At 60.6% G+C, this 12,843-nt stretch carries 8 protein-coding genes and 1 riboswitch; of the genes, 2 read left to right on the top strand and 6 right to left on the bottom strand.

The features are described from left to right. The 3 genes from GHO03_RS21930 to ahcY all read right to left on the bottom strand — a co-directional run. Positions 1 to 1,251 (bottom strand): DEAD/DEAH box helicase (locus tag GHO03_RS21930; protein ID WP_153400525.1); only part of this gene is annotated, 1,251 nt, incomplete at its 3' end. 363 nt (positions 1,252 to 1,614) lie between these two features. Next, positions 1,615 to 2,460 carry a methylenetetrahydrofolate reductase [NAD(P)H] gene (metF, locus tag GHO03_RS21925; protein WP_094999872.1) on the bottom strand — a complete coding sequence of 282 codons (846 nt, stop codon included), beginning with the start codon at positions 2,458 to 2,460 and terminating at the stop codon, positions 1,615 to 1,617. A 102-nt stretch (positions 2,461 to 2,562) separates the two neighbouring features. Further along, positions 2,563 to 3,972, bottom strand: coding sequence for an adenosylhomocysteinase (ahcY, locus tag GHO03_RS21920; RefSeq protein WP_088378781.1), 1,410 nt, complete (start codon positions 3,970 to 3,972; stop codon positions 2,563 to 2,565). A gap of 22 nt (positions 3,973 to 3,994) precedes the next feature. Further along, a riboswitch (S-adenosyl-L-homocysteine riboswitch) is annotated at positions 3,995 to 4,101 on the bottom strand. 195 nt (positions 4,102 to 4,296) lie between these two features. Between ahcY and GHO03_RS21915 the strand changes: the two genes are divergently transcribed. Both GHO03_RS21915 and GHO03_RS21910 read left to right on the top strand, forming a co-directional pair. After that, positions 4,297 to 4,698, top strand: a complete 402-nt coding sequence (locus tag GHO03_RS21915) for an acyl-CoA thioesterase (protein WP_016782518.1) — start codon at positions 4,297 to 4,299, stop codon at positions 4,696 to 4,698. 197 nt (positions 4,699 to 4,895) lie between these two features. Further along, the gene (locus tag GHO03_RS21910) at positions 4,896 to 5,747 is read left to right on the top strand and encodes a formate/nitrite transporter family protein (protein WP_094999871.1); all 852 of its coding nucleotides are present in this window, start codon (positions 4,896 to 4,898) and stop codon (positions 5,745 to 5,747) included. Positions 5,748 to 5,754: 7 nt separating this feature from the next. On the opposite strand, the gene GHO03_RS21905 is transcribed toward GHO03_RS21910, so the two are convergent. The 3 genes from GHO03_RS21905 to GHO03_RS21895 form a co-directional block, all read right to left on the bottom strand. Continuing rightward, positions 5,755 to 6,372: a hemolysin III family protein gene (locus GHO03_RS21905; protein ID WP_094999870.1), complete on the bottom strand. Its 618-nt coding sequence runs from the start codon at positions 6,370 to 6,372 to the stop codon at positions 5,755 to 5,757. A gap of 603 nt (positions 6,373 to 6,975) precedes the next feature. Then, positions 6,976 to 7,428 carry a chemotaxis protein CheW gene (locus GHO03_RS21900; protein WP_094999869.1) on the bottom strand — a complete coding sequence of 151 codons (453 nt, stop codon included), beginning with the start codon at positions 7,426 to 7,428 and terminating at the stop codon, positions 6,976 to 6,978. After that, a partial coding sequence (locus tag GHO03_RS21895; RefSeq protein WP_153400524.1) for an Hpt domain-containing protein occupies positions 7,421 to 12,843 on the bottom strand: 5,423 nt, incomplete at its 5' end. The genes GHO03_RS21895 and GHO03_RS21900, both read right to left, overlap by 8 nt.

The following is a 12,843-nucleotide window of genomic DNA, read 5'->3' as shown; positions in this document are numbered from 1 at the left end:
GCCCGGGTTACCCGGACCGTCGCCACGCGGGCCGCGCGGCGGGTTGCGCGGGTTACGCACATCCGGACGCTCGCGTACTTCAGGCTTTTCAGCTTCAACCGTGCTCGAGTCAAAACCCATCAGGTCGCCATCGGCGATTTTCTGTTTGGTCATGCGCTCGATGCTTTTCAGCAGTTTTTCTTCGTCCGGCGCTACCAGCGAGATCGCCTCGCCCGAACGACCGGCACGGCCAGTACGGCCGATACGGTGAACGTAATCTTCGTCGACGTTTGGCAGCTCGAAGTTGACCACATGCGGCAGCTGGTCGATGTCCAGGCCACGAGCGGCAATGTCGGTCGCTACCAGAATGCGTACAGTACCGGCCTTGAAGTCGGCCAGGGCTTTGGTGCGCGCGTTCTGGCTCTTGTTACCGTGGATGGCCACAGCGCTGAGGCCGTGCTTGTCCAGGTACTCGGCCAGGCGGTTTGCACCGTGCTTGGTACGAGTGAAGACCAGAACCTGTTCCCAGGCGCCAGCGGTGATCAGGTGCGCCAGCAAGGCACGCTTGTGCGTGGCAGGCAGACGGAACACGCGTTGCTCGATACGCTCGACCGTGGTGTTCGGTGGCGTTACTTCGATGCGTTCCGGGTTGCGCAGCAGCTTGCCAGCCAGATCGGTGATGTCCTTGGAGAACGTCGCCGAAAACAGCAGGTTTTGACGCTTGGCCGGCAGACGAGCGAGGACTTTTTTCACGTCATGGACAAAGCCCATGTCGAGCATACGGTCGGCTTCGTCGAGTACCAGGATTTCAACGTGGGACAGGTCAACACTGCCTTGACCGGCCAGGTCGAGCAAACGACCGGGGCAGGCAACCAGTACGTCAACACCACGGGCCAGGGCCTGAACCTGCGGGTTGGTGCCCACACCGCCAAAAACACAGGCGCTCACGAACTTCAGGTCGCGGGCATAGAGCTTGAAGCTCTCATGCACCTGGGCGGCGAGTTCGCGGGTAGGCGTCAGGACCAGCACGCGTGGTTGGCGTGGGCCGTGGCGCTGGGATTTGTCCGGGTGGCCATTGGGAAACAGCTTTTCCAGAATCGGAAGAGCGAAGCCACCGGTTTTACCAGTACCTGTCTGTGCCGCAACCATCAGGTCGCGACCTTGCAACACGGCGGGAATGGCCCGCTGTTGCACCGGAGTAGGCTCGGTATAGCCCGCAGCTTCAATGGCGCGGACTAAAGCCTCGGAGAGACCGAGGGAAGCAAAGGACATGAGAAATCCTGTTCTAGTTAGGGCTTGGCCCAAAGGGATAGTCTTGCCTGGCGTGAATGGCGTTTAAGATGACGCAATCCCGTCCGGTCCTGCTCCAGTCCTGAAGGCCCATTCATGCCGCTCGCGCTGGCTGAGAGCTGCGCCGTAACGGGAGGTTGAATGCCTTGTACAAGGACGAGCGGCCGGGCGTAAGCCTGGCGGAAAAACCGGAGTATAACAGAGCAATCACGACGCGCCGATTTCATGCTGCCCAACGGCTTTAAACCCATGTGGGAGCGGGCTTGCTCGCGATGCATACGACGCGCATCCCTTGACGGACCGCAGCGATGCCATCGCGGGCAAGCCCGCTCCCACAAAGGCAGATCAGCGCGGCAGCTTGAGGTTGTTCCAGATCGCCAGGCTCGGATCAGCCTGGTTCAGGGTGTAGAAGTGCAACCCCGGGGCGCCGCCGTCGAGCAGGCGTTCGCACATTTCGCTGATGACCTGCTCACCAAATGCCTGGATGCTCTGCGTGTCGTCGCCGTAGGCTTCAAGTTGCTTGCGGATCCAGCGCGGGATTTCAGCGCCACAGGCGTCAGAGAACCGCGCCAGCTTGCTGTAATTGGTGATCGGCATGATGCCCGGCACCACAGGAATCATCACTCCCGCTGCTTGTACGCGCTCGACAAAACGGAAGTAACTGTCGGCGTTGAAGAAGTACTGGGTGATGGCACTGTCAGCGCCAGCATGGGCCTTGCGCACGAAGTTGTTGATATCGTCTTCGAAGTTGCGCGCTTGCGGGTGCATTTCCGGGTAAGCCGCCACTTCGATATGGAAGTGGTCACCGGTTTCTTCACGAATGAAGCTCACCAGGTCATTGGCATAGCGCAGTTCGCCGCTGGCCATGCCCATGCCCGAAGGCAGGTCGCCACGCAGCGCAACGATGCGCTTGATCCCCGCGGCCTTGTACTGGGCCAGCAGGCCGCGCAAATCGGCCTTGCTGTCACCCACGCACGACAGGTGCGGAGCAGCAGGTACTTTTACTTCGCTCTCCAGTTGCAGCACGGTATTGATCGTGCGGTCACGGGTCGAGCCACCGGCACCGTAGGTGCAGGAGAAGAAATCCGGGTTGTAGGTCGCCAGCTGGCGAGCCGTGTTCATCAGTTTTTCATGTCCAGCATCGGTCTTGGTCGGGAAGAACTCGAAGCTGTAACGACGGTCTTGAGACATGGGAATACCCTGGCGTGCGCGAGGGGGGCATGGACAACCCCTGACGCTGAACTTTCACACAAAAAAAAGGCGGTCAGTGCAAGCCTGACCGCCTTTCTTTAATCAGTAACGGTAGGTTTCTGGCTTGAACGGGCCTTCGACGGTGACGCCGATGTAGTCAGCCTGTTGCTTGGTCAGTTGCGTTACAACGCCACCGAAACCACGAACCATTTCCAGGGCCACTTCTTCGTCCAGCTTCTTCGGCAGCACTTCTACGGTCAGACGCTCGGCTTGCAGTTCGGCTGGCAGGTCAGCGTACTTCTGGGCGAACAGGAAGATCTGCGCCAGTACCTGGTTGGCGAACGAACCGTCCATGATGCGGCTTGGGTGACCTGTGGCGTTGCCCAGGTTAACCAGACGGCCTTCAGCCAGCAGGATCAGGTAGTCATCGTTCTGTGGGTCGAATTCGCCCAGGCCAGTACGGTGAACCTTGTGAACCTGTGGCTTCACTTCTTCCCATGCCCAGTTTTTGCGCATGAAAGCGGTGTCGATTTCGTTGTCGAAGTGACCGATGTTGCACACCACAGCGCGTTTTTTCAGCGCGGCCAGCATGTTCTTGTCGCACACGTTGACGTTACCGGTGGTGGTCACGATCAGGTCGATCTTGCCCAGCAGCGCAGCGTCGATGCTGGCAGCGGTGCCATCGTTCTGGCCGTTGATGAACGGCGAAACCACTTCAAAACCGTCCATGCAGGCTTGCATGGCGCAGATCGGGTCAACTTCGGACACTTTAACGATCATGCCTTCCTGACGCAGGGACTGGGACGAACCCTTGCCCACGTCACCGTAGCCGATAACCAGTGCCTGCTTGCCGGACAGCAGGTGGTCAGTACCACGCTTGATGGCATCGTTCAGGCTGTGACGGCAGCCGTACTTGTTGTCGTTTTTGCTTTTGGTGACCGAGTCGTTCACGTTGATCGCAGGGATCATCAGCTCGCCTTTGGCCAGCATGTCCAGCAGACGGTGAACACCGGTGGTGGTTTCTTCAGTCACGCCGTGGATCTTTTTCAGCATGGCCGGGTATTTCTTGTGCAGCAGCTCGGTCAGGTCGCCGCCGTCGTCGAGGATCATGTTGGCATCCCATGGCTCGCCATCTTTAAGGATGGTTTGCTCCAGGCACCACTCGTACTCTTCTTCGGTTTCGCCTTTCCAGGCGAAAACCGGGATACCGGCAGCAGCGATAGCGGCAGCAGCCTGATCCTGAGTCGAGAAGATGTTGCACGACGACCAACGCACTTCGGCACCCAGGGCAACCAGGGTTTCGATCAGTACGGCAGTCTGGATAGTCATGTGGATGCAACCCAGAATCTTCGCGCCCTTGAGCGGTTGTTCTGCTGCATAACGGCGACGCAGGCCCATCAGGGCAGGCATTTCGGACTCGGCGATAAAGGTTTCGCGGCGGCCCCATTGGGCGAGGGACATATCGGCGACTTTAAAGTCGTTAAAACCTGCAGGCGTGTTTACAGCGCTCATCAAGAGCCTCCATTCGTTTAATCGCGAATGGGCGCCGTTGTGCGTTTAGTGCCTGCCCAGGGAGCCCTGAACAAACAACGCCCCATCCGAGCCTGACAGGTTGAACCTGCTGCAGCGCCCCTCGGACAGGTGGCGGGAACGGTACCGGGTAAAAATGACCGTTTTGAAGCGAGGGGCATTATAGCCATCCGCGCCGATGTTCCCAAGGATTTATCCACGGCATTTTGATTTGCCTAATCGAGACCATAGTCGAAGCTTAATAGAGCTGAGTGCCGTGGTCTGACATCATGGTCGGCATCTAAGGCAAGACGGTCAGGAGCGAATATGAATTTTCACACCCGCAAATGGGTTAAACCCGAAGACCTCAACCCCAACGGCACCCTGTTCGGTGGCAGCCTGCTGCGCTGGATCGACGAAGAAGCCGCGATTTACGCCATCGTCCAGCTGGGCAACCAGCGTGTGGTGACCAAGTACATCTCCGAAATCAACTTCGTCAGTGCCTCGCGCCAGGGCGACATCATCGAACTGGGCATCACCGCCACCGAGTTTGGTCGCACCTCGATTACTCTGACCTGCGAAGTGCGCAACAAGATCACCCGCAAAAGCATCCTGACTGTGGACAAGATGGTCTTCGTCAACCTGGGTGAAGACGGCCTGCCGGCGCCGCACGGGCGTACCGAGATCAAATACGTCAAGGACCAGTTCCAGGATGACAGCCAGGCTTGATGCCTGGCTCCCGTAGCAGCTGCCGAAGGTCTGAAGGGAATTTTAACTGTGGGAGCGAGCCTGCTCGCGAACGACTTTCGCGAGCAGGCTCGCTCCCACAGGGAGGGTTGACCGGCAACAGAGTATCTACAGGTCAAGAGTGAACAGCTACAGTCCATGCGTGTCGTACCTTCACACGCCTTCGGTTCTGGAGCCTTATGGACACTCAAAATTCAGGCAAAACCCCCAACCTGACGGCTGAAGAAAAGCACGAGGTCAGCAAAAACCAGCCACCGCGCGCCGCGGTGCTGCACGAAATCATCCGCCAGCAGGGCGATCTGGAACTGGAGCGCAGCATCGCCGCCCTGTTCTGGTCGGCACTGGCCGCCGGGCTGACCATGGGCCTGTCCCTTATGGCCATGGGCCTGCTCAACTCACGCCTGCCCGACGGCGACGGGTTCAAGGTCATCGCCAGCTTCGGTTATTGCGCAGGTTTTCTGGCGGTCATTCTCTCTCGCCAGCAACTGTTCACCGAAAACACCCTGACTGCCGTTCTGCCGATCATGAGCAAACCCACACTCAACAATTTCGGGCGGCTGCTGCGGCTGTGGGCGGTGGTGCTGGTGGGCAACCTGATGGGCACCCTGCTGGTGGCCTATGTGATGCTGCATTTGCCGATTTTCGACACGCAGACCGACAAGGCCTTTCTGGAAATCGGCCGCAAGGTCATGGAAAACGACGCCAGCCAGATGTTCGCCAAAGGCATTATCTCGGGCTGGATGATTGCCACCATGGTGTGGATGATCCCGTCCATGGAAAGCGCCAAGATGTGGATCATCATCCTCATCACCTACCTGATGGCCCTGGGTGACTTCACCCATATCGTGGTCGGTACGGCCGAGGTGTCGTATCTGGTGTTTGCTGGCGAGTTGCCCTGGAAGGACTTCTGGCTGATCTTTGCCGGCCCCACCCTGGCCGGCAATATCATTGGTGGCAGTTTTATCTTCGCCCTGATCAGCCACGCGCAGATCCGCAGCGACACCCAGAAGCCCAAGCAGGAGGTTCAGTAGCCCCGAGTCAGATCACATAATGGGCGATGGCCACAAAGTGCAGCAGGCTGCCGGCGATCACAAACAGGTGCCAGATGCCGTGGGCATGGCGCAGACGGTGGTCGAGGGCAAAAAAGATGATCCCCACGGTGTACATCACCCCGCCGGTGGCCAGCCATACAAAGCCTGCGGTACCCAGCGCTGCCAGCAAGGGCTTGACGGCCACCAGTACAATCCAGCCCATGACCGCGTAGATAACGATGGACAGGATGCGGGCTTCGGAGCGCGGTTTGATCTCTTGCAGCATGCCGATCACCGCCATTCCCCACACGATGCCAAACAACGACCAGCCCCAGGGGCCGTGCAGCGTGACCAGGCAAAACGGCGTGTAACTGCCGGCGATCAGCAGGTAAATGGAGAGATGATCGAACTTCTGCATGATCACCTTGGAGCGCCCGCGCACGCTGTGGTACACGGTGGATACGCTGTACAACAGCACCAGCGTGACACCATAAATGGCCACACTGACAATCTTCTGCGGGCTACCGTCCAGGCAGGCCATTACCAACAACCAGATACTGCCTATTGCTGCCGCCACGGCACCCACCAGATGGGTCCAGGCGTTGAGTTTTTCCCCGTGATACATGTGCAAGATCCTCAAGAGCCGATAGTGCGACTGTGTCACCTGGTTATGAGATAAGGGTCAGGGTTGCGAGGTTAAAGGGCAATGCGGCGTTCGTCGAGCAGGGCAACCTGCACCCCCGCTGTGGGAGCGGGCTTGCTCGCGATAGCAGCACTGCGGTTTAACTGACTGACCGCATCGCCTGCATCGCAGGCAAGCCAGCTCCCACAGGTTTTGCAGTGTTCCCAGAATTCGGGGCCTGCCACTGAACTCTGTGGGAGCGGGCTTGCTCGCGATAGCAGCACCGCGGTTTATCTGACTGAGCGCATCGCCTGCATCGCAGGCAAGCCAGCTCCCACAGGTTTTGCAGTGTTCACCGAATTCGGGGCCTGCCACTGAGCTCTGTGGGAGCGGGCTTGCTCGCGATAGCAGCACCGCGGTTTATCTGACTGAGCGCATCGCCTGCATCGCAGGCAAGCCAGCTCCCACAGGTTTTGCAGTGTTCACCGAATTCGGGGCCTGCCACTGAGCTCTGTGGGAGCGGGCTTGCTCGCGATAGCAGCACCGCGGTTTAACTGACTGACCGCATCGCCTGCTCGCGAGCAAGCCAGCTCCCACACGTGCTGCTTAATCCGCGCTGCCCCGCACCAACCGTTCCAGCGCCAGCAAGTCCGGGATTTTCGCCACATGATCGCCCACCTGTACCGCCGCGCGCTCCAGCGGACACAGCGGCACGTCGACAAAGCTCAACTGGCTATCGACCTTGTAGGAGCGCGGGATGCCCTGAATCACCATGGCCATGAATTTGAAATCCGGGTCACCACCCAGCGTGTTGAGGATGACGATCCGCGCCCGCTCACCGATCACCAGTGGCCCGCCGCATGCCGCTTCAAAGCTGATCAACGGCAGTTGGTGGTCGCGCCAGGTAATCTGGCGCAGGTGCCAGGGCGGGGAGTCGCTGCTGGGCTCGCCGCGCTGCCAGCCGATAAGCTCGGCAATGGCCACATTGGGCAGCAATAGATAGCGATCTGCTAGCGGCAGCAGCAAGCCGGTCAGGCTGCCCACGCGATGGTCAAGCATGGAAGTTGCTCCAGTAGGCAATGCGCTCCAGCAGCACGGACTCTTGATAAGGTTTGCCCAGGTAGTCGTTGACGCCAATGGCCATCGCCCGGTTCTGGTGTTTTTGCCCCGTGCGCGAAGTGATCATGATGATCGGCAGGTCCTTGAGGCGCGGGTCGTTACGCACGCGGGTAGCCACTTCGAAGCCGTCCATGCGCGGCATTTCTATGTCCAGCAGCATCAGGTCGGGGGTGTGTTCTTCCAGTACGCTCATGGCGTCGACCCCGTCCTTGGCCGTGATGACGTTCATGCCGTTGCGCTCCAGCAGGCGGCTGGTGACTTTGCGCACGGTGACCGAGTCGTCCACCACCAGTACCAGCGGCGGGCGCACGGCCGGGGTGAATTCCAGGGCGCCCACCGCCTCGTGCTGCGCCCGCTGCAACGGCTGACGCGCCTGATGGGCACGGATATAGGCCGGCAGGTCGAGGATCAGCACCACCCGCCCGTCCCCCAGAATGGTCGCGCCCGACAGGCCCTGTACCCCGGTAAATTGCGGGCCGAGGCTCTTGACCACAATCTCCCGCGAACCCAACAGCGCATCCACCTGCAACGCCACGCGCTGGTCCTGGCAATGCACCAGCAGCACCGGCAGCGAATGGCTTTCGCCCACCAGCTTGGGTTTGCCCACGGTTTGCAGCAACTCGCCCAGGTAACGCAGCTCGTAGGTTTGCCCACCGTAGTGATAAAGCGGCGGGTTGAGCTGGTAGTAGCCTTCCAGCTCGTTGGGCATGACGCGCACCACACCTTCAACGGTGTCGAGGGCAATGGCGTATTGTTCGTCTGCGCACTGCACCATCAGAGCCCGGTTGAGCGACACGCTGAAGGGCAGGCGAATCTGAAAATGCACGCCCTGGCCCGCCACCGAATCGATGGTCATGCTGCCGCCCAACTGGCGCACCTCTTCATGTACCACGTCCATGCCGACGCCACGCCCGGAGATCTGGGTGATTTTTTCGGCCGTGGAAAACCCGGGCTGCAGGATGAACTGCAGCACCTCACGGTCGCTGATGCTTGCTTCAGGGTTCAGCAAGCCACGCAGGATGGCTTTGCGGCGCACGGCTTCCAGCGGCACTCCCGCGCCATCGTCGTGCATGTCGAATACTACGTCGCCGCCTTCATAGGACAGTTCCAGGCTGATCAGCCCCTGCTCCGGCTTGCCGCTGGCATGGCGCACGTCGGCCGGTTCCAGGCCATGGTCGACGGCATTGCGCAGCATATGCTCCAGGGGCGCAACCATGCGTTCCAGAACGTTGCGATCGATCTCGGCTTCGGCATTGATCACGCTGAATTCAACCTGCTTGCCCAGCTCGCTGGCAACCTGGCGCACCACCCGTTTGAGGCGCGGCAATACGCGCTCGAACGGCACCATGCGCGTGCCCATCAGGCCCTCTTGCAATTGCGTGTTCACCCGCGCCTGTTTTTGCAGCAGCCCGTGAGCGTCCTGGTAGCGGGCCGTCAGGGTCGCCTTGAGGTCGAGCAGATCGGAAGCTGATTCGAACAGGGCTCGGGACAGCTGCTGCAGCAGGGAATGGCGGTCCATTTCCAGCGGGTCGAATTCGTCGTAGGCCACGCCATCGGCTTCGGTGTGCGCGCGGTTGTGCAGGCGACCCTGGGTTTCGATGTCGAGGCGCCGCAGTTGATCCTGCATCCGCTCAAGGGTGGTCTGCATCTCGTTGAGGGCGACCTGACCGTCGTTGACCTGCTGTTCCACACGCCCCCGAATGATCGAGGCTTCACCCGCCAGGTTAACCAGGTCTTCGAGCAGCTCGGCCGGAACCTTGAGGGTGTCCAGCCCGGTGCGCTCACCTTCGGGCACCGGTGCAGGCGCAGGCTCGGGCTTGACCGGGGTGGCAGGTGTCGGCCGGGCGTTACGCTCAATCTGGCGGATTTTCTCGATCAGCACCTGGGGCGAAGGCAGCGCCTGACCACTGCGCAGCGCGTCAAGCATTTGCGCAAGCTGGTCGTGGCAACGCTGCAGCAACACAAAGAGCCCATCACTGGGCGTGATGGCACCTACCGAAATATCCTCGAAAAGGGTTTCAAGCTCATGGGAAAAATCGCCAATCGCGGCGACCTCCACCATCCGCGCCCCACCCTTGAGGGTATGCAGGTCGCGCAGCAGGTTTTCCACTTCAAGGTGGCTTTGCGGCTCGGCTTGCCAACGCGCCAGGGCCGCACCCGAGCTTTCGAGAATATCGAAGGCTTCTTCGAGGAAGATTTCCTGTAACTGCGGATCTTCATTGCTCGGTGGCGCTTGCGGGGCAACGCTGCCACCATCAGGCAGGGCTGCACTGTAAAGACGAAAGCCCCGAATCGCCTCGATCAGTTCATAAGGCTCGCTCAACGTTTGCTTGTGCAGCAATTTTTCAAGCATCAGCGCCAGTTGCTCGTGGCTGCGCTCCAGCAGGCGAGCCAGTGCCGGACTGTCACTCAGGCGCCGGTCCAGCAAGCCTTCATACAAGTGTTCAAGCTCATGGGCCAGTTCAGCGATCGGTTCAATACCGGCCATGCGCGCCCCACCCTTGAGGGTGTGCAAATCGCGCTGCAAGGACGACAGCGACGCCAGGCTGTCGGGTGCACTGAGCCAGCGCTGCAAGGCCTGCGCGGCACTCTCGAGGATGTCCACCGCCTCTTCGAGAAAAATCTCGACGATTTCATCATCGATGTCCTCGTCCTGGCCTCCACCCAATTGCCTGGTGGCGGCCCCCAGCTCGGTAACCCGCCCGCCATCACCGCGAATCAGCCCTGTGGCGTCAGGCGCGAGCCCTTCGTGCAGCAGCGCGTGCAGGGTCTGGACCAACTGCGGCTGCGGGGTGATTTCCTGCCCTGCCGCCAACTGGTCGAGCATGTTGATCAGGGCTTCCTGGGCATCATCGGCCGCTTCGAAAAAACGCTCGCTGGGTGCCAGGCTGCTTTCTTCGACCGCGCCATAGAGGTCAAGCAGGGCTTCGCACAGCGCATCCATGGGCTGCAAGTCCAGCAGGTGGGCAGACTCGCCCAGGGTGGTCAGCTGATCCAGCAGGCTGTCCAGGCCATCGCGTTCATGGGGGTTCTGGTGCCAGGTTTTAAGCAGCTCCTGGGCATCGAACAGAATGTCCATGCTCTCGGCCAGAAACTCGGCAATGCGCTGCGGGTCACGCCTGGCCACCCAACTGCTTGCAGGGCTATTGAGCAGGGTATCCAGGCGGCTGGCGATCAGTTGCTCGGTGCGCTCGATCAGTGAGCGCGCACCCTGGATCTCGGCCAGCGGGTCGCTATCCAGTTGCTTGAGCCCCGCATGCAGCAGGGTGTCAGCTTCCAGCAGCAGGTCGATTTCATCCTCTCCCAGGGCAAGCGTGTGCGCCTTGTATTCACGCACCAGATGGTCCAACGGCGCGGCCAGTTCAGCCATGGGCATCACGCCTGCCATATGTGCGCTGCCTTTGAGGGTGTGCACGGCCAGTTGCAAATCGTCACTGGCCTGCAGCGGCATGTGTGCACGGGCCTGGTCCAGAAAACGGTCAAGGCGCTCAAGGTGGGCTTGTGCTTCCTGACGGAAGATATCCAGCAACTGTGGATCGAAATTGCCGGCGTCCTGGGCAATCAACAGTGGTTGCGGCTCGCCTTGGGCCAGGTGCTGCGCGCGTGCGGCCAGTTGGTCGACGTCTTCGCGTTGACGCTGGCTTTGTTCGGCAAAGGCCTGAATCAGTTCGGGCAGCATGGCCATAACGTCTTCAAGCAGTTGGAAGATCTGCGCAGACGGCGCCACGCTACGCTCAATCACCCGGTTGAGCAGGTTTTCGACCGCCCACGCCAGCTCTGCCAGCACCAGCGCACGCACCATGCGCCCGCTGCCCTTGAGGGTATGGAAGCCGCGCCGCAACTCGGCCAGCGCAACACTGTCCGCCGGGTTGGCGACCCATTGCGGCAGGCTGTCGTGCAGGCTGATCAGGACTTCGTCCGTTTCTTCGAGAAAGACTTCCAGCAGTTCTTCGTCCAGCGGCGCTTCATCCACGGGTGGCGGTAGCAAACTGGCAGGCATGTGTTGCGCCGGAGGATTGAGCGCCGACAGCGGGCTGGCCAGTACATCGGCCAGGCCAGGCGCCTGCAGGTCCGGCATCAGCGATTGCTCTTGGCCGCCAGGCCTATCATCGGACAATGGCACGGGATGCGTCGCCGGCGCGTAACCCAGTGCAGCCAGGCTGTTTTCGGCCCGATCCAGCACCTGCTCGCTCGAAGCACCAGGGTCCTGGGCCAGGCGTTCCAGGTAATACTCAATGCTGATCAACGCATCGGCCAAGTGATCAAGTTGCTCGTGCGCGGGGTGATCAGACCCTTGCAGCACGCGCTCACGCAAATATTCATTGCAGGCTTGCAGCAAACTGGCCGCGCGATTCAGGGGAATCATCGCCAGCGCCCCGCGGATTTGCGTCAACAGCGCAGGCACGGACTGCAAGTGCTGGCGGTCGTACTCGGCCGCCAGATAATCGCCGATCAGGTCTTTGACTTCTTCAAGGCCGATGCGGGCTTCCTTGATCACCAACTGGTGAATCTGCATCAGGTCAGTGGTGGGCAACCGGCTTTCTTCACGCAGCGAGGGCTCGACGCTGCCGACCATACCGGCCAGGGTGGCCTCGACATAAAGCAGGGCCGAAGCCACATCCATCAACACCGCATCGGTGGGTTCGCGCTGGCCCTGGGCCAGGCTTTGCAACACCGCCAGTTGATCAATGATGACTTTACGCGGTTGCCCGAACCCCAGTACGGCCAGGGTGTCAGCGATCTGACGCAGTGGCGCCATCAGGCTGCTCAGTTCCGAGACATGCAGGCGATCACTGCGCACAAACAGGTCGAGGCGTTCCTTGACCCGCACCAGTTCTTCGCACAACGCCGCCACCACCGAGCGCATGGCATCCCGGTCAGGGCCGGCCAACCGCGCCCGCTCCTCGTCGACCATCGCCGCATCGGGCATGGCCTGATCCAGTTCGTAGTGGTTTTTCAGCGCGAGCATTTTCGTGGTCGGATGCTCGGCCTTGGCAATATAAAACAGCAGGCTGGTCAGCAGGTCTTCGGGGGCAGGATGGTTGATGGCCTCGATGCCCTGTGCCAGCAGGCGCTTGAGTTCCTTGTCGGATTTTTTCAGCAGGCTGCGCAGGGCCGGGCTGTTGGGCACCCGACCTTTAAGCATGCCGTCGACCAGTGCAGCGGCAATTTTCCACAAGGCGTTGAGCGGTGCTCCCTGGCAAATGCCTTGCAGTTGCGCGAACACCGCGGCCATTTTTTCCAGGTTGGCCTGCACCGCTTCACCGCGGCGCAAAGCCAGGAACGCGGCCTGCAGGGTGTGGCGCATCACGCGCAGCTGGCTCGGCAAGTCAGCAGGTGCCAGCCGGGCCAGGG

The sequence above is a fragment of the Pseudomonas sp. FSL R10-1339 genome, assembly GCF_009600545.1.
Lineage (GTDB): Bacteria > Pseudomonadota > Gammaproteobacteria > Pseudomonadales > Pseudomonadaceae > Aquipseudomonas > Aquipseudomonas bubulae.
Note: the sequence above shows the minus strand (reverse complement) of the source record. Positions and strands in the feature narration are given on the sequence as shown.